General features: G+C 63.5%; 18 protein-coding genes and 1 pseudogene. 18 read left to right on the top strand and 1 reads right to left on the bottom strand.

What is annotated here, in order from left to right:
* Nucleotides 1–438 (top strand): NAD(P)(+) transhydrogenase (Re/Si-specific) subunit beta (locus tag CO656_RS05425; protein ID WP_143557029.1); only part of this gene is annotated, 438 nt, incomplete at its 5' end.
* A gap of 210 nt (nucleotides 439–648) precedes the next feature.
* On the opposite strand, the gene CO656_RS05430 is transcribed toward CO656_RS05425, so the two are convergent.
* Nucleotides 649–1,581, bottom strand: a complete 933-nt coding sequence (locus tag CO656_RS05430) for a LysR family transcriptional regulator (protein WP_037414415.1) — start codon at nucleotides 1,579–1,581, stop codon at nucleotides 649–651.
* Between the two features lie 95 nt (nucleotides 1,582–1,676).
* Here CO656_RS05430 and CO656_RS05435 point away from each other — a divergent pair, with 95 nt between their 5' ends.
* The 17 genes and pseudogenes from CO656_RS05435 to CO656_RS05515 all read left to right on the top strand — a co-directional run bounded on the left by CO656_RS05435 (nucleotide 1,677) and on the right by CO656_RS05515 (nucleotide 16,350).
* Complete coding sequence (locus CO656_RS05435; protein WP_097525084.1) at nucleotides 1,677–2,828, top strand: muconate/chloromuconate family cycloisomerase; 1,152 nt, start codon at nucleotides 1,677–1,679, stop codon at nucleotides 2,826–2,828.
* A 4-nt stretch (nucleotides 2,829–2,832) separates the two neighbouring features.
* Entirely contained in the window at nucleotides 2,833–3,123 is a 291-nt protein-coding gene (catC, locus tag CO656_RS05440; RefSeq protein WP_037414419.1) for a muconolactone Delta-isomerase, read from the top strand.
* Nucleotides 3,124–3,195: 72 nt separating this feature from the next.
* Nucleotides 3,196–4,134: a catechol 1,2-dioxygenase gene (gene catA / locus CO656_RS05445; protein WP_037414421.1), complete on the top strand. Its 939-nt coding sequence runs from the start codon at nucleotides 3,196–3,198 to the stop codon at nucleotides 4,132–4,134.
* Nucleotides 4,135–4,236: 102 nt separating this feature from the next.
* Nucleotides 4,237–5,595, top strand: a complete 1,359-nt coding sequence (locus CO656_RS05450; protein WP_097525085.1) for a Rieske 2Fe-2S domain-containing protein — start codon at nucleotides 4,237–4,239, stop codon at nucleotides 5,593–5,595.
* Nucleotides 5,592–6,080, top strand: coding sequence for a benzoate 1,2-dioxygenase small subunit (gene benB, locus CO656_RS05455; RefSeq protein WP_037414425.1), 489 nt, complete (start codon nucleotides 5,592–5,594; stop codon nucleotides 6,078–6,080). The genes CO656_RS05450 and benB overlap by 4 nt, the downstream gene beginning before the upstream one ends.
* Before the next feature lie 42 nt (nucleotides 6,081–6,122).
* The gene (gene benC / locus CO656_RS05460; protein ID WP_097525086.1) at nucleotides 6,123–7,145 is read left to right on the top strand and encodes a benzoate 1,2-dioxygenase electron transfer component BenC; all 1,023 of its coding nucleotides are present in this window, start codon (nucleotides 6,123–6,125) and stop codon (nucleotides 7,143–7,145) included.
* Entirely contained in the window at nucleotides 7,142–7,930 is a 789-nt protein-coding gene (gene benD, locus CO656_RS05465) for a benzoate diol dehydrogenase BenD (protein ID WP_097525087.1), read from the top strand. The genes benC and benD overlap by 4 nt, the downstream gene beginning before the upstream one ends.
* A 39-nt stretch (nucleotides 7,931–7,969) precedes the next feature.
* Nucleotides 7,970–9,304: an MFS transporter gene (locus CO656_RS05470; RefSeq protein ID WP_202862280.1), complete on the top strand. Its 1,335-nt coding sequence runs from the start codon at nucleotides 7,970–7,972 to the stop codon at nucleotides 9,302–9,304.
* A gap of 175 nt (nucleotides 9,305–9,479) precedes the next feature.
* Nucleotides 9,480–10,274 carry a 3-oxoadipate enol-lactonase gene (gene pcaD / locus CO656_RS05475; RefSeq protein ID WP_097525088.1) on the top strand — a complete coding sequence of 265 codons (795 nt, stop codon included), beginning with the start codon at nucleotides 9,480–9,482 and terminating at the stop codon, nucleotides 10,272–10,274.
* Nucleotides 10,275–10,357: 83 nt separating this feature from the next.
* Nucleotides 10,358–10,609, top strand: coding sequence for a plasmid stabilization protein (locus tag CO656_RS05480; protein ID WP_097525089.1), 252 nt, complete (start codon nucleotides 10,358–10,360; stop codon nucleotides 10,607–10,609).
* Nucleotides 10,606–11,036 (top strand): annotated as a pseudogene (locus CO656_RS05485) (type II toxin-antitoxin system VapC family toxin). The gene CO656_RS05480 and the pseudogene CO656_RS05485 overlap by 4 nt, the downstream one beginning before the upstream one ends.
* Nucleotides 11,037–11,844: 808 nt before the next feature.
* Nucleotides 11,845–12,846: a 1,2-phenylacetyl-CoA epoxidase subunit PaaA gene (paaA, locus tag CO656_RS05490; protein ID WP_037414433.1), complete on the top strand. Its 1,002-nt coding sequence runs from the start codon at nucleotides 11,845–11,847 to the stop codon at nucleotides 12,844–12,846.
* Between the two features lie 18 nt (nucleotides 12,847–12,864).
* Nucleotides 12,865–13,149, top strand: coding sequence for a 1,2-phenylacetyl-CoA epoxidase subunit PaaB (paaB, locus tag CO656_RS05495; protein WP_026614670.1), 285 nt, complete (start codon nucleotides 12,865–12,867; stop codon nucleotides 13,147–13,149).
* Nucleotides 13,149–13,934: a 1,2-phenylacetyl-CoA epoxidase subunit PaaC gene (gene paaC, locus CO656_RS05500; RefSeq protein WP_097525090.1), complete on the top strand. Its 786-nt coding sequence runs from the start codon at nucleotides 13,149–13,151 to the stop codon at nucleotides 13,932–13,934. The genes paaB and paaC overlap by 1 nt, the downstream gene beginning before the upstream one ends.
* 9 nt (nucleotides 13,935–13,943) lie before the next feature.
* Nucleotides 13,944–14,468 (top strand): 1,2-phenylacetyl-CoA epoxidase subunit PaaD, encoded by a 525-nt coding sequence (paaD, locus tag CO656_RS05505; protein WP_037414438.1) that lies wholly within the window; start codon nucleotides 13,944–13,946, stop codon nucleotides 14,466–14,468.
* 26 nt (nucleotides 14,469–14,494) lie between these two features.
* Nucleotides 14,495–15,571, top strand: a complete 1,077-nt coding sequence (paaE, locus tag CO656_RS05510) for a 1,2-phenylacetyl-CoA epoxidase subunit PaaE (RefSeq protein ID WP_097525091.1) — start codon at nucleotides 14,495–14,497, stop codon at nucleotides 15,569–15,571.
* Between the two features lie 20 nt (nucleotides 15,572–15,591).
* A complete protein-coding gene (locus CO656_RS05515; RefSeq protein WP_037414442.1) occupies nucleotides 15,592–16,350 on the top strand; it encodes a Phenylacetic acid catabolic protein in 759 nt (252 codons plus the stop codon).
* Nucleotides 16,351–16,359: the final 9 nt, after the last annotated feature.

The raw sequence follows: 16,359 nt of genomic DNA on the forward strand, positions 1-16,359 counted from the left end.
GCCCAGGCCCAGCATGCGCTGCGCGAGATGGGCGACCAGCTGAAGGCGGCCGGCGTCGAGGTCAAATACGCCATCCACCCGGTCGCCGGCCGCATGCCCGGCCACATGAACGTGCTTCTCGCCGAGGCCAACGTCCCCTATGACGAGGTGTTCGAGCTCGAGGACATCAATTCGGAATTCGCCCAGGCCGACGTCGCCTATGTCATCGGCGCCAACGACGTCACCAATCCGGCGGCGCGCGACGACCAGACCTCGCCGATCTACGGCATGCCGATACTCGACGTCGACAAGGCCAAGACCTGCCTGTTCGTCAAGCGCTCGCTCGGCTCCGGCTATGCCGGCATCGACAATACGCTGTTCTACAAGGACGGCACGATGATGCTCTTGGGCGACGCCAAGAAGGTCACCGAGGAAATCGTCAAGGCCATCAATCACTGAGGCGTGACGCCGGCGCTTCGATGCCGAATGCCCGCCTCACTCAGGCGGGCATTCGCTTTTGTAGGACTGAAAGACCACGGCCCCGGTTCCGTTGCGAGGTAGGCGGCCGCATTCGAAGTCATGGGAGCCGGCGGCGGCGGCCTTCCGGCCGCTCCGGCGCTGCCTTGCTGGAGTCGGAGCCTCACATAGGTCCCCGCCGCCGCGGAAGCCTCATGCACCGTCGAGTTGCACGTTGGAGAGCTGCAGCCAGGGCGGGTTGTCGGCGTACATTTCGCGAATGAGCTGCTTGATCTCTTCGACCCGGCCTTTCGCGTCGTCGCGCCTGAAGCTCATGATGATCGGCGAGGTGGCGTTCTCGTCCTTTATGGTGCGATAGCACACGTCGTCGGGCCTTTGCCGCTGCGACGCCGCGGGAATGACGCACAGGCTCATTCCGGCCGCCACAATGCCCAATGCGGTCTGAATTTCGCGAACCTCTTCCACGCTGCCAGGCGAAATGCCCTGTTCGGACAACATGTTGAGGACCTCGTCGGCAAAGCTCGGGCGCGGAGCCGAGGGATAGACGATGAGCGGTTCCCCCTCCAGTTCGGCGAGCGCGATCGGCTCGGTCGATACCGATTTCGGATGCCCCTTCGGAAAGGCGACGACCAGTCGTTCCTCCCGCAGCGTCAGCCTCTCGACCTCCCTGTCGTTGAAGCGAACCCGGCCGAAGCCGAGATCGATCCGCCTCTCCTTGAGGGCCGTGACCTGCTCGGTCGACATCATTTCCCGGATTTCGATGTCGAGATCCGGCCAGCGCCGGCGCATGCGGCGGACCAGGTCCGGCATGCCGCCATAAAGGGTCGAGCCGACGCAGCCGATGACGTAACGCTCGCGTTTCGACAGGCCGATCTTGCGCGTCTGCTCGCGCATATGCTCGGTCCGGGCAATGATCTGTCCGGCCTGCTCGTAGAAGAAGCGACCGGCCTCGGTCAGATCGAGCGGCCGGCTCGACCGGTCGATCAGCAGAACGCCGAGTTCGTCTTCCAATTGCTGGATCTGCCGACTGAGAGGCGGCTGCGCGATATGCAGGATTCCCGCCGCACGCGAGAAGTTCCGCTCGCGCGCGACGGCAAGAAAATAGCGCAGCTGCCTCAGCTCCATAGCTATACCTTTCAGGTATCAAATCCAACTTATATAGTTTTGGACTGATTTTACAGTGGGCGCTAATTTCCTTGCGATCAAGGGAGGAAAGCCGGGTGTCTACCGAAATCCGCATCAGCGCGATCGAAACCATTATACTCGATCTGCCCACCATCCGGCCGCATCGCCTGTCGATGGTGACGATGAACCGGCAGAGCATGACCATCGTCCGCGTTCGCTGCTCCGACGGTTTCGAGGGGTTCGGGGAGGGGACGACGATCGGCGGTCTCGCCTATGGGCCGGAAAGCCCGGAAGGCATGAAGCTGACGATCGACGAATATATCGCGCCGCTGCTCATCGGCCGCGATGCGTCGCGCATCCAGGCTGCCATGGACGTCGTCGTCAAGGCGGTCAAGGGCAATCACTTCGCCAAATGCGCGGTGGAGGCGGCCCTGCTCGATTGCCACGCACGCCGCCTCGGTCTGCCGATGTCGGAACTGCTCGGCGGGCGGCGGCGCGACAGCCTGCCCATCGCCTGGACGCTGGCCTCCGGAGACACCGCCCGGGACATCGACGAGGCGCAAGCCATGCTCGACCGGCGGCGCCACAGGGATTTCAAGCTGAAGATCGGCGTCAAGTCGATCGAGGAAGACATCCATCACGTGGCCGCTATCCGCAAGGCGCTGCCGGACATGGCCTCCATCCGCGTCGACGTGAACATGGCGTGGCGCGAGCGGGAGGCGCGCAACGCGATCGCGGCTCTGGCCGACGCCGGCTGCGTGCTGGTCGAGCAGCCGGTAGAGGGGATCGGATCGCTCGCCCGCCTGCGGCGGACTTCACCGATCGCCATCATGGCGGACGAGGTTCTGGTCGGGCCAGAAAGTGCGCTGGAGGCGGCGACTGCAAGGGCTGCCGACGTGTTCTCGATCAAGATCGAGCAGGCGGGAGGATTGTTTGCCGCCGCCCGGGTGATCGCGATCGCGGAAGCCGCAGGCATCAGCATCTATGGCGGCACCATGCTGGAGGGGCCGATCGGCACGATCGCTGCCTCTCAGTTGATGGCAAGCGTCAAGGAGCTGGAATGGGGCACCGAGTTCTTCGGTCCCCTGCTTCTGACCGAGGAGATCCTGGAAGAGCCGCTTCGCTTCGAGAACTTCCAACTGCAATTGCCGAAAGGTCCCGGGCTCGGCGTGGCTCTTTCAATGGAAGCCGTCGATCGTTTCCGCAGGGACGGCAAGCACGCTTCGACCCTGCGCGTGGTGGGGTGAGATCATGCTGTTTCATGTCGAGATGACCGTCAGTCTGCCGCACGATCTGCCCTCGGGCGTCGCTGCGGAGCTCAAGGCCACGGAACGCGAGCGGGCACAGGAACTGCAGCGTTCCGGCAAATGGCGCCACCTGTGGCGCGTGGCCGGCCGCTACGCGAATGTGAGCATTTTCGATGTGAGCGGGCCGGGAGAACTGCACGAGGTCCTGGCCACCTTGCCGCTCTTTCCCTTCATGGACGTCAAGGTCGTGCCGCTCTGTCGGCACCCTTCGTCGATCCGCGAGGACGATACCTAGACCCTTCGTCGGCGGCACTCCCGGGGGGATGGAGCCGCTGCAGTTCAAGACAATCCAAGTGGAGGAACGAACATGAACGTGAAGATTTTCGACAGGCCTGACATTCGGGACTTTCTCAAGACCCTCAGCGGTCTCGACAAGGAAGGCGGCAATCCGCGCGTCAAAGAGATCGTTCATCGGATCATGTCGGACCTGTTCAAGGCCATCGACGATCTCGACATCACCCCCGACGAATACTGGACCGGCATCGCCTGGCTCAACGAGATCGGCGCGGCCGGCCAGGCCGGCCTGATCTCGCCCGGTCTCGGCCTCGACCACTTCCTCGACGAGCGTCTCGACGCCATCGACGAGGCGCTCGGGATCGACAATCCCACCCCGCGCACGATCGAGGGGCCGCTCTATGTCGCCGGCGCGCCGGTTTCGGAAGGCTTTGCGCGACTGGACGACGGCACCGATGCCGACGGTCACACGCTCATCGTGCACGGCACCGTCCATGATGCCGACGGCAAGCCGCTGCCGGGCGCGACCGTCGAAGTCTGGCACTGTGACACCCGCGGCTTCTACTCGCACTTCGATCCGACGGGAAAGCAGGCGCCGTTCAACATGCGCCGCACCATCGTCACCGACGAAAGCGGCCGCTACAAGTTCCAGAGCATCGTGCCGCACGGTTACGGCGTGCCGCCCGGCAGCCCGACGGAGCAGCTTCTTTCCGCGCTCGGCCGACACGGCCAGCGCCCGGCACATATCCACTTCTTCATCAGCGCCGACGGTCATCGCAAGCTGACGACCCAAATCAACATCGAAGGCGATCCGCTGGTCAACGACGATTTCGCCTATGCGACCCGTGAGGGGCTTGTGCCATCCGTTGTCGAAAGGACCGACGAGGTCAGCATCAGGGCGAACGGCTTGAACGGCCCGTTTGCGGAGATCAAGTTCGACATTCACCTGACGGCCCTGGTGAACGGTGTCGACAATCAGATAAACGAGCAGCGCAAGCGCGCGGCCGCATGAGGCTCGGCGGCCGAACGGCCGCCACGTGAGTAACCAACGTCACCACCGACATTGTTGCAAAGGCTGTGCCAAGGACAGCGCGCCCTTTGCGGGAGATAGGTCATGTCTGCGATCATCGACAAAGCCCGGGATCTCGATCATCTGCTCGCCACCGCCGTGCAGGACGACAAGGAGGCCGGCATTTTCCGTTGCCGCCGCGACATCTTCACCAATGAAGACCTGTTCGAGCTGGAGATGAAGCACATCTTCGAGAGCAACTGGGTGTACTTGGCACATGAGAGCCAGATCCCGGAAAACAACGACTACTACACGACCTATATGGGCCGTCAGCCGGTGGTCGTCACCCGCGACAAGAACGGCGAACTCAATGCGATCATCAATGCCTGCGCGCATCGCGGGGCAATGCTTTGCCGGCGCAAGCACGGCAACAAGGGCAGCTTCACCTGTCCCTTCCACGGCTGGACCTTTTCCAACACGGGCAAGCTGCTCAAGGTCAAGGACGAGAAGTCCACCCAATATCCGGAGCAGTTCGCCAAGGACGGCTCGCACGACCTGAAGCGCCTGCCCCGCTTCGAAAGCTATCGCGGCTTCCTATTCGGCAGCCTGAAGGAGGACGTCGCGTCGCTCGAGGCGTTCCTCGGCGAGACGAAGGTCATCATCGACCAGATCGTCGACCAGGCTTCGAACGGGCTCGAAGTGCTGCGAGGCAACTCGTCCTACATCTATGACGGCAATTGGAAGCTGCAGATGGAGAACGGCTGCGACGGCTATCACGTCAGCTCGGTCCACTGGAACTACGCCGCCACCATGGGCCGGCGCAAGGAGGAGGGCACGAAGGCGGTCGATGCCAACAGTTGGAGCCGATCCGTCGCCGGCGTCTACGGTTTCGAGAACGGCCATATCCTCTTGTGGACGAACACGATGAACCCGGAAGTGCGTCCGGTCTACGACCAACGCGACGAGATCAGGGCACGCGTCGGCGAGGTGAAGGCGGATTTCATCGTCAACCAGACGCGCAATCTCTGCATCTACCCCAATGTCTTCCTGATGGATCAGTTCTCGACGCAAATTCGCGTGACCCGGCCGATCAGCGTCGACAAGACCGAGATCAGCATCTTCTGCTTCGCGCCGAAAGGAGAAAGCGCTGCGGACCGAGCGCTGCGCATCCGGCAATACGAGGACTTCTTCAACGTGTCCGGAATGGGCACGGCCGACGATCTGGAAGAATTCCGCGCCTGCCAGGCCGGCTATGCCGGCACCGCCGCGCTCTGGAACGACCTGTCGCGGGGCGCACCGCTCTGGATCGACGGTCCTGATGAGAACGCGAAGCGAATGGGCATCGAGCCGCTCCTGTCCGGCGAGCGCAGCGAAGACGAGGGCCTGTTCGTGCGCCAGCACGAATATTGGGCCAAGGTGATGCGCGAGGCGCTGACGGCCGAGAAGAGCGGAGTCGTCGCATGAGCATTTTCTACGAAGCCATCTGCGCGTTTCTTTACCGGGAAGCCCGTCTGCTGGACGATCGCGAGTGGGACGAATGGCTGACCTGCTATGCGCCAGACGTGACCTACTGGATGCCGGCCTGGGACGACGACGATCAGATCACCGATGACCCGCAGTCGCAGATCTCGCTGATCTACTACCCGAACCGCGACGGTCTGGAAGACCGGGTGTTCCGCATCAAGACCGAGCGCTCCGGCGCCTCCACGCCGGAGCCGCGCACCAGCCACAGCGTGACCAATGTCGAAGTCTTGGAAGTCCGCGGTGATGAAGTCGACGTGCGCTACAACTTCCACACGTTGAATCATCGTTACAAGGTCACCGACCAGTTCTTCGGCACGATGTTCGTGACGCTGCGCAAGAGCGACGACGAGCTGCTGATCTCCAACAAGAAGATCGTGCTGAAGAACGACTACATCCGCCAGGTCATCGACGTCTATCACATCTGACGGGCGTTGCCGGCCGGCACAGGAATTGATGAGGAGGGTTCTATGGCCTGCTACAGAATTGCGTTGAACTTCGAGGACGGGGTGACCCGCTTCATCGAGTGCAAGGACGGCGAGAAGGTTCTCGATGCGGCCTTCCGCAACAAGATCAACCTGCCGATGGACTGTTCCGACGGCGTGTGCGGCACCTGCAAGTGTCGCGCCGAGAGCGGCAGCTACGACCTAGGCAACGATTTCATCGACGATGCGCTGACGGCGGAGGAGGCCAAAAGCGGGCTTGTGCTGACCTGCCAGATGAAGCCGGCTTCGGATTGCGTGATCGCGGTGCCGACGACATCCGTGGCCTGCAAGACCGGGCAGCAGAGATTCTCGGCCACAGTGGCGCGCGTCAGCCTGCACAACGACGCGGCGACCGTGCTGGAGCTTGAGGCGGAGGCCGCGCCTGCCTTCCTGCCTGGCCAGTATGTCAATATCGAGGTGCCGGGCAGCGGTCAGAGCCGCTCCTATTCGTTCAGCACAGCGCCCTGCGAAGGCCGCATCGGCTTCCTCATCAAGAAGATACCCGGCGGCCTGATGAGCAACTGGCTGGAGCGCGCCGAAGTCGGCGCGAAGCTGGAGCTGACAGGACCGGTGGGGAGCTTTTATCTCCGCCACGTCCAGAGGCCACTCTTGTTCCTGGCCGGCGGCACGGGGCTCGCGCCGTTCCTGTCGATGCTGGAAGTGCTCGCCCGCGAGAGTTCTGGGCAGAAGATCCACCTAATCTATGGCGTGACGCGCGATCTCGATTTGGTTCTCGTCGACGAAATCGAAGCCTATGCGGCGCGCCTGCCCAACTTCAGCTTCGCGACGGTGGTGGCCGAGGATTCCTCCGGCCACCCGCGCAAGGGCTGGGTGACACAGCATATGCCCACCGAGGTGCTGCACGGCGGCGACGTCGACGTCTATCTCTGCGGCCCGCCGCCGATGGTCGATGCTGTTCGCAGGCATTTCGACGACAGCGGCGTTAAGCCGAACAGTTTTCACTATGAGAAGTTCACGCCCAATGCGGTCGTGAAGGAGGCTGCGTGAGCAGGGTGCGCTTCGCGGATCGTTTTGCCGGCAAGGTGCTGGTGGTGACCGGCGCGGCGCAGGGCATTGGCCGCGCCGTGGCGATCCGCGCCGCGGAGGAGGGCGGACGGGTCGTCTTCGTCGATCGTGCCGATTTCGTCGCCGATGTGGCGACCGAGGCCCGCGACGCTGAAGCCGCGGCTTTCAGGACCGACCTAGAAACCTATGAAGGTGCGGCTGCCGCGATGCGCTTCGCCGAAGAACGCTTCGGCGGCATCGACATCCTCATCAACAATGTCGGCGGGGCGATCCGCATGCGCCCCTACGGTGAATTCGAGCCGCAGCAGATCGATGCCGAGATCCGCCGCTCGCTGATGCCGACGCTCTACTGCTGCCACGCCGTGCTGCCGCATCTCGTCGCGCGCGGCGGCGGCACCATCGTCAATGTGTCGTCGAATGCGACGCGCGGCATCCATCGGGTGCCCTATTCGGCGGCCAAGGGCGGGGTGAATGCAATCACCCAGTCGCTGGCGATGGAGTTGGCGGAGCGCAACATCCGCGTGGTCGCTACCGCCCCGGGCGGCACGGAAGCGCCGCCGCGGCGCGTTCCGCGCAATGCCGGCGGCGACACGGAGGCGGAGAAGGGCTGGATGGCCGAGGTCGTTCACCAGGTGAAGCAATCCAGCTTCGTGAAGCGCTACGGGACCATCGAGGAACAGGTGGCGCCGATCCTGTTCCTGGCCTCGGACGAGGCGTCCTACATCACCGGCAGCGTGCTGCCCGTGGCCGGGGGCGATACCGGCTGACATTTCAAGACTGACTGCGTAGCAACTCGGGGAGGAGCGATGATGCGCACTATCGATGTGAATGAAGCAATAGACAACAATCCGTTCGGGGGATTCCAGTGGCTGGTGGTGGGGCTCTGCGCCCTGCTGCTGATCGTCGACGGCTACGACGTCTTCGTCGCCGGCACCGTCCTGCCGACGCTGATGGACGAATGGGGTCTGAGCAAACCCCAGGCCGGCGCGCTGCAGGCCTGGGCGCTGTTCGGCATGATGTTCGGCGCCCTGTTCTTCGGGCCGCTGGCCGACAGGATCGGCCGGAAGAAGGGCATCGCGATCAGCTTTCTGCTGTTCACCGTCTCGACCCTTCTCACCGGCTTTGCAGGTTCGCCGGAACAGTTCAAGGTCTTCCGCTTCTTCGCCGGGCTCGGCTGCGGCGGGCTGATGCCGAATGCCGTGGCGCTGATGAACGAATATGCGCCGAAGCGCCTGCGCGGCACCATGGTGGCGCTGATGTTCTCCGGCTATTCGGTCGGCGGCATGGTCGCGGCGGGCCTCGGCATCGGTCTCATCCCGCAATTCGGCTGGAAGCCGATGTTCTTCGTCGCCGCGCTGCCGCTGGTGCTGTTGCCGGTCATCCTGTGGAAGCTGCCGGAATCGCTCGGCTTCCTCATTCGCCAGGGCGAGCAGGAAAAGACTAGACAAATCTATGCGAAGATCGTCCCGTCCGCGCGCCTCGTCAGTGAAGACAGGCTGGTCTTCTCCGAAGCCAAGGGCGCGTCTGCGTCGGTCGCCGAACTGTTCCGGCACCAGCGGACGCTGCGCACGCTGATGCTGTGGGTCGCCTTTTTCTGCTGCCTGTTGCTCGTCTATCTGCTCTCGTCCTGGCTGCCGAAAGTTCTCCAGGAAGCCGGCTATGCCGAAAAGGCGAGCCTGCTCAGCCTCTTCTCGCTCAACTTCGGCGGCATGGCGGGCGCGATCGCCGGCGGCTGGCTCGGCGACCGCTTCGGCCTGCCGAAAGTGGTGGTCGCCTTCTTCGTTGCAGCGACTGCCTCGATCGCGCTGATCGGCTTCAACCTGCCGGCGGGACTGCTGTTCCTGATGGTCTTTATTGCCGGCGCCACGACGATCGGCACGCAGATCCTGCTCTATGCCAGCGTCGCGCAGCTCTACAATCTCTCCGTCCGGTCGACCGGGTTGGGTTGGGCCTCGGGCGTGGGCCGCATCGGCGCCATCGTCGGCCCGACGCTCGGCGGCGTGCTCCTCGCGCAGCAACTTCCGCTCCAGCAGAACTTCCTGATTTTCGCCATCCCCGCGGCGGTCTCGGCGCTCGCCATGCTGGTCTTCGCGGTCAGCAACGCCCGCCGCGCCGGCACCGTCCAACTCGCTGCCGCGTAGGGCGGTGGTACGATGAGCGGTGGCCCGAGCCGCTCATTACGCTTCTGCCGACGGCCGATCGTAACCCGGCCGTCGGCGCCTTTCTCGCGGCGAGCACGGTCGACACTACGTCATAGGATGAGTGTTCGTCCGAATCGCCCGTAAGCCTCTTCAAAAAAACCGAAGCCCTCGAGCCGTGCCCTATCTAGATCTCGAAAGTCACCGCCTTCATTACCGTATCGACGGCGATACGGCCGCTTCCGGCAAGCCTTGGCTCATGTTCTGCAATTCGGTCGGTACCGACCTGCACATGTGGGCTGCGCAGGTGGCCGCGCTCTCGCACCAATATCGCCTGCTGCGTTACGATCGCCGCGGTCATGGCCTGTCTTCGGCACCGCCGCCGCCCTATGCACTGTCCGATCTTGGTCACGACGTCATCGCGCTGCTCGATGCGCTTGAGATAGAGCGGGCGCATTTCTGCGGCCTCTCCATCGGCGGTCTGACCGGACAGTGGCTGGCCATTCATGCCGGAGAACGGCTGGACAAGCTTGTTGTGTGCGCGACGTCCGCCAAGATCGGCACCGCGGAAAGCTGGGTCGCGCGCATTGCCGCCGTGCGGGAAAACGGCATTGGGGAGCTCGCCGCCGCCACCGCCGAGCGCTGGTTCACGCCGGAGTTCAGAACCGCTGAAGGCGGCACCGTCCGCGAGATGCGTGACACGTTCGCCGCGACCAAGGTCGACGGCTATATCGGCTGTTGCGCAGCTCTGGCCGGGGCGGATCTGCGGGAGGAAGTCGGCCGGATCGCAAACCCCGTGCTTGCCGTCTCCGGCGAAGACGATCCGGTGTGTCCGCCGGCCGATTTGGAGGGCATCGCCGTTGGTGTGCACTGGGGTCGCCACGTCTCATTGCCGGGCCGCCATATGGTCAATGTCGAGTCGGCTTCGACATTCAATGCTGCGCTTATCGAGTTTCTCGACAGCGATTGGTGACTCGGCGGCAAGGCGAACGGCTTGCGGTGTAACTGCACGATCATCATATTGCGGTCAATAAAGGCGAGCGCGAGGTTTCGACGATGGTCATTCTGACAATTCGGAATGTGCCCGATGAAGTGCATCGCGCCCTGCGCGTGCGGGCTGCGCTACACGGCCGCAGCACGGAGGCGGAAGTCCGCGACATTCTGGAAAGTGTCGTGAAGCCGGAGCAGCGCGTCCGCATGGGAGACATCCTCGCTGAGCTCAGCCGGCGGCAGGGGCTGACCAATGATGATTTCGCGGTACTCGACCAGCGTCGTGACGAGGCAGCAGAGCCAATAAGGTTCGAATGATCGTCTTGGATACGAATGTCGTTTCCGAGGCGATGAGACCAGAGCCCAACCCGGCCGTCCGTTCCTGGCTGAACGCGCAGGTCGCCGAAACCCTGTATTTGTCGAATGTAATGCTGGCCGAAATGCTGTTCGGCATCGCTGCGTTGCCGGACGGTCGGCGAAAGCAGCACTGACCGAAACGCTTGATGGCATGCTCGGCCTGTTCGGCGATCGCATATTGCCGTTCGACACCGGCGCTGCTCGGCACTACGCCGCCTTGGCTGTGAAAGCCAGAACGGCCGGCAAGGGGTTTCCGACCCCCGACGGATATATTGCCGCCATTGCCTCCTCTAACGGGTTCATCATAGCGACACGCGACATCGGCCCCTTTGAAGCGGCAGGGCTAACCGTTGTAAATCCTTGGAAATGCATAGTCCAAAGGCACTGAACCGCAGGCTCTTGCCCTCCTCTTTGGTCGAATCGGCGCAAGCGAGACATGGACTGGTCGGCTCGGGGCCTTAAGCTGCCATTGGCAGCGCACCTCTTTAGTCCGGGCAACGACCACGCAGCGATCTTCCGCCACTCGGCGCCGCTCCCGGCGACCGCGCTCCTACGTGGCGACCGTACAAGCTGTGGCCGAAATCCGCGCCGAAGGCTGCCTTTACGGTCAGCGTAGGGGGCTCGCCCGGCGGCTCGCCGCCATTCCGGCGAGCCAAGTCGCGCTCCAGTACCGCCTGCGCCCCTCGAAGACATGGCCCCGCACCGGCCGCCACCTCCCACCGCCAGCTCCCCCGACATGTCACAAAAAAATCCATAATCGCCGTTGCGGCGTGACATAACTTGCGCTATATATCTGACCGATCGGTCGGTTAATGAAAATTACCGATCCAGTGGGAGGAGTCACATGCCTGAGGCTTTCAGCCTGCGTCCTTTATGGACCCCAGCACCAGCCGACGCTTCGCGGGCCCGAAGCTCCGGGCGGCCTTCTGTGTTGATTCCCTGCCGGAGACGGCCGACAATATGGGCGAGGACTTCGGCGTCAGCTACGACGATCAGGATGCAGTCGCCGAACGCAACGAAGCGCGCGGGACCGCGGCACAAAGTGCGGGTTCGTCCGCTCAGCATAAGCGGCGCACGGCTGGTGACGACCGCCACCCATCAGCTTCACCGCCAGGGCGGTCGCGCGTGCGCTGTGCAGGATGTGCATCGGCGTCGGCCAGGCCTTTGCCATCATTCTCTGACGGAGGAGTAGGACCATGTATGCGCAAATGGTGAAAACCGACGCTGCCCGCGTCAAGGGTCTCGGCGAGATGGATGCGCAAGAGCGCGCCTTCCAGCAGCGCATCGATGCGGGCCAAAAGATCGAGCCGAAGGAATGGATGCCGGAAGGCTACCGTAAGACGCTCATCCGCCAGATCAGCCAGCACGCCCATTCCGAAATCGTCGGTCAGTTGCCGGAAGGCAACTGGATCACCCGTGCGCCGACGCTGGAGCGCAAGGCGATACTGCTTGCCAAGGTCCAGGATGAGGCCGGCCACGGCCTGTATCTCTACTGCGCCGCCGAGACGCTGGGGATCAGCCGCGATCAGATGTATGACCAGTTGCACAGCGGCAAGGCAAAATATTCCTCGATCTTCAACTATCCGACGCTCTCCTGGGCGGACATCGGTGCCATCGGCTGGCTGGTCGACGGCGCGGCGATCATGAACCAGGTGCCGCTGCAGCGCTGTTCCTACGGGCCCTATGCGCGCGCCATGGTGAGGATCTGCAAGGAGGAAAGCTTCCATCAGCGCCAAGGCTTCGACATTCTGGCGAAGATGGTGAAGGGCACGCGGGCCCAAAAAGCGATGGTTCAGGATGCGCTGGACCGCTGGTGGTGGCCGTCGCTGATGATGTTCGGCCCCTCCGACGATGCCTCCGTCCACTCGGCCCAGTCGATGGCCTGGAAGATCAAGCAGAACTCGAATGATGAGCTCCGTCAAAAGTTCGTCGATCAGACGGTGCCCCAGGCCGAGTATCTAGGACTCACCGTTCCAGATCCGGACCTCAAGTGGAACGACGAAAAGGGCGGCTACGATTTCGGCGAGCCGGACTGGAGCGAGTTCTTCGAGGTGATCGCCGGCAACGGCCCCTGCAATGCTGAACGCCTCGGGGCGCGCAGGAAGGCCTGGGAGGATGGCACCTGGTTCCGCGACGGCCTGACGGCGCATGCGGAGAAGGTCGCGGCTCGACGCGCCAAGTCGATCGCTGCCGAGTAGAGATAGGGAGAGAGCAGCATGTCCAGCGAATGGCCCCTCTGGGAGGTTTTCATCCGCGGCCAGCACGGGCTGAACCACCGACACGTGGGCAGCCTGCATGCGCCGGACGCGGAAATGGCAATCAACAACGCCCGCGACGTCTACACGCGCCGCAATGAGGGCGTCAGCATCTGGGTGGTGCGTTCGAGCGACATCGTCGCCAGCGCGCCCTCTGAAAAGGGGCCGCTTTTCGAGCCTTCGAATTCGAAGGTCTACCGCCATCCGACCTTCTTCGACATTCCCGACGAAGTGGGGCACATGTGATGGGTAGAGCAACCGTGACGGACACGGCCGTCGACCGCGCCGCACTTTTCGAGTTCCTGCTGCGCATGGGCGACAGCACCCTTGTCCTCGGCCATCGCCTTTCGGAATGGTGCGGCCACGGCCCGGCGCTCGAGGAAGACATCGCGCTCGCTAACACGGCGCTCGACTTTATCGGCCAGACGCAGTTGTGGCTGGGTCTCGCGAGCGAGGTCGAAGGCGAGGGCCGCAGCGCCGACGATCTCGCCTATCTCCGGGACGCGCGCGATTTCCGTAATCTGTTGCTTACAGAACGTCCGAACGGCGATTTCGGCAAGACGCTGATGCGCCAGTTCCTTTTCGACGCGTGGCACTACCTCTGTCTGAGGGCGCTGTTAGGCTCTTCCGATGCGCGCGTTGCCGCGATCGCCGAGAAGGCGTCCAAGGAGGTGGCCTACCATCTCCAGCGCAGCCGCGACCTCGTCATCCGGCTCGGTGACGGAACGGCGGAAAGCCATGCCCGCATGCAGGGAGCGCTTGATGATCTCTGGCCCTATACCGGCGAGATGTTCGTGAACGAAGCCTCCGACGCGGCCCTTGTCGCCGCCGGTGTGGCGCCCGAGCCCGCAAGCCTCAAGGCGGAATGGGATGCGCTGGTTGCGGAAGCGCTCTCAGAGGCGACGCTGAAGAAGCCCGCCGACGGCTATATGCACAGGGGCGGCAAGCGCGGCATTCATACAGAGCATCTCGGCTACGTGCTCGCCGAGCTGCAGTTCCTGCAGCGCGCCTATCCGGGCGCCACCTGGTAGGAGGCTTTGATGGCAACCGCGACGCTTCCGTCGATCAAGGATGTCTGGGACTGGCTTGCGCAAGTGCCCGACCCGGAGATTCCGGTCATTTCGGTTACGGATCTCGGCATCGTTCGTGATGTCGCCTGGGACGGCGGCACGGTGGTGGTGACGGTGACGCCGACCTATTCGGGCTGTCCCGCCACGACGGTGATCAACCTGGATATCGAACGGGCGCTCCATGAAAAGGGGCTCAAACGCGTCAGGCTCGAACGCCGGCTCTCGCCGGCCTGGACCACCGACTGGATCAGCGCCGAGGGCCGCGACAAGCTCAAGACCTATGGGATCGCGCCGCCGGTCGACGGTACGGCCGCGGACGGAACGCTGCTCAAGCGGATCGACCGTCTCTCCGGTCGCCCGAGTCTGACGGTCGGCTGTCCCCGCTGCGGATCCTCACGGACCGAAAAGGTCAGCCAGTTCGGGTCGACTCCGTGCAAGGCGAGCTATCGCTGCTCCGACTGCCTAGAACCCTTCGATTATTTCAAGTGCATCTGACGCGATCCAGAGTGAGGCCCGCTTAAATGGCACGTTTCCACCCCCTGCAAGTCACCGAAGTCCGGCGCGAAACGCGCGATGCCGTGGTCGTGACGCTCATGCCGCGGGAAGAAGACCGCGCCGCCTTCGATTTCACGCAAGGCCAGTACCTGACGTTTCGCCGGATGTTCGACGGCGAGGAGCTGCGCCGCTCCTATTCGATCTGCGCCGGAAAGGACGAAGGTGTGCTGAGGGTCGGCATCAAGCGCGTCGACGGCGGCTGCTTCTCCACCTGGGCGAACGAGGAGCTCAAGCGCGGCGAGATGCTGGAAGCGATGCCGCCGATGGGGGGCTTCTTCACGCCGATTGAGCCGGATGCGGCAAAACACTATCTCGGCTTTGCCGGCGGCAGCGGCATCACGCCGCTCCTCTCGATCATCAAGACGACGCTTGCGCGCGAGCCGCGGTCCCAGTTCACGCTGGTCTATGCCAACCGACACGTCAGCTCGATCATGTTTCGCGAGGAGCTCGAAGACCTCAAGAACCTCTATCTCGGGCGGTTTGCGGCATTGCATGTCCTCGAAAGCGAAGCCCAGGATATCGACCTTTTTACCGGACGGGTCGACGCGGAGAAATGCGAGGCGCTGTTCCGCAGCTGGATCGATCTGAAATCGGTCGACACCGTCTTCATCTGCGGCCCGGAACCGATGATGCTGGCGATCGCCGCGGCGCTGCGCGCGCACGGACTTGGCGACGAGCAGATCAAGTTCGAGCTGTTCGCGTCCTCGCAGCCCGGCCGTGCACGGCGCAAGGTCGCAAGTGCTGCCGGTGCCGACAGGCAATCGAGTTGCGAGGCGACCGTCACCCTCGATGGTACGACCCGCAACTTCAGCTTTCCGAAACAGGGGCAGAGCCTCCTCGAAGCCGCACTCGAAAACAGGCTGGATGCGCCATACGCCTGCAAGGCGGGCGTCTGTTCTACCTGCCGCGCCAAAGTGGTCGAGGGCGAGGTGGAGATGGAGACCAACCATGCGCTGGAGGACTACGAGGTCGAGCAGGGCTATGTGCTGACCTGCCAATGCTATCCGCTGAGCGACCGCATCGTCGTCAGCTACGACCAGTGATGCTCCCAGGGAGAAGTTCCATGTCCGATGAAACGATGCCGATCGAGGACTATCTTGCCCAGGGCGGCCTGCTCACCTCGCCGGACAACGTGCCGCCGCGCTATCGCGGCGAACTTCTCCGGCTGATGGCGAGCTTCGTCGACAGCGAACTCGCCGGTTCTGCCGGCTTCGCCGATGTCATCAACGATGCTCCGGGGATCAAGGAGCGCATCGCGGCGGCGCGGATCGTGTTGGAAAAGGCGGACCATGCGGGGCGGGTGCTCGAGATCATGGGCGATTTTGGTGCCGATACGGTGCGTTATGCGGTCCATCACCCGTGGTCGGCGCGGCTTCCCCGCAATGCCGATATCGGTGCGGAGCGCCGCGGCGGCGACATGCGGCTTTCGGTCCTCCACTACCCGCTCGAAGGCTGGATCGATGCGGTCGTCATGAACGTGCTGATGGGCAAGGCGGTCGTCATTCAGCTCGGCGAACTGGCGCGCGTCTCCTACCAGCCGCTTGCCGAAGTCCTCCGGGCGATTTTGCCGCGCGAAACCCGCCACGCCGAACTCGGCATCGACGGGCTGAAACGAATTGCCGAGACGGAGGAGGGGCGCCGTGCTGCCCGGGAAGCGGTCGCCTATTGGCGTCCGCGGGTTGCCGCGAGCTTCGGCCTTTCCGGCTCGACCCGCTACGACATGCTCGCCCGACTCGGGTTGCGCCACACGCCCAATGAGGCGCTGCTCGCCGCGTGGCAGAAGGCCACCGACGCCGAGCTTGCCGCGCTGAACCTGAACTGACGGAAGGAA

Source organism: Sinorhizobium sp. FG01, assembly GCF_002531875.1.
GTDB lineage: Bacteria > Pseudomonadota > Alphaproteobacteria > Rhizobiales > Rhizobiaceae > Sinorhizobium > Sinorhizobium fredii_C.

Coding starts and splice junctions, on each gene's coding strand:
- CO656_RS05430 (WP_037414415.1), bottom strand. CDS start 1,581: ATGGAGCTGAGGCAGCTGCGCTATTTTCTTGCCGTCGCGCGCGAGCGG.
- catC (WP_037414419.1), top strand. CDS start 2,833: ATGCTGTTTCATGTCGAGATGACCGTCAGTCTGCCGCACGATCTGCCC.
- catA (WP_037414421.1), top strand. CDS start 3,196: ATGAACGTGAAGATTTTCGACAGGCCTGACATTCGGGACTTTCTCAAG.
- CO656_RS05450 (WP_097525085.1), top strand. CDS start 4,237: ATGTCTGCGATCATCGACAAAGCCCGGGATCTCGATCATCTGCTCGCC.
- benB (WP_037414425.1), top strand. CDS start 5,592: ATGAGCATTTTCTACGAAGCCATCTGCGCGTTTCTTTACCGGGAAGCC.
- benC (WP_097525086.1), top strand. CDS start 6,123: ATGGCCTGCTACAGAATTGCGTTGAACTTCGAGGACGGGGTGACCCGC.
- CO656_RS05470 (WP_202862280.1), top strand. CDS start 7,970: ATGATGCGCACTATCGATGTGAATGAAGCAATAGACAACAATCCGTTC.
- CO656_RS05480 (WP_097525089.1), top strand. CDS start 10,358: ATGGTCATTCTGACAATTCGGAATGTGCCCGATGAAGTGCATCGCGCC.
- paaA (WP_037414433.1), top strand. CDS start 11,845: ATGTATGCGCAAATGGTGAAAACCGACGCTGCCCGCGTCAAGGGTCTC.
- paaB (WP_026614670.1), top strand. CDS start 12,865: ATGTCCAGCGAATGGCCCCTCTGGGAGGTTTTCATCCGCGGCCAGCAC.
- paaC (WP_097525090.1), top strand. CDS start 13,149: ATGGGTAGAGCAACCGTGACGGACACGGCCGTCGACCGCGCCGCACTT.
- paaD (WP_037414438.1), top strand. CDS start 13,944: ATGGCAACCGCGACGCTTCCGTCGATCAAGGATGTCTGGGACTGGCTT.
- paaE (WP_097525091.1), top strand. CDS start 14,495: ATGGCACGTTTCCACCCCCTGCAAGTCACCGAAGTCCGGCGCGAAACG.
- CO656_RS05515 (WP_037414442.1), top strand. CDS start 15,592: ATGTCCGATGAAACGATGCCGATCGAGGACTATCTTGCCCAGGGCGGC.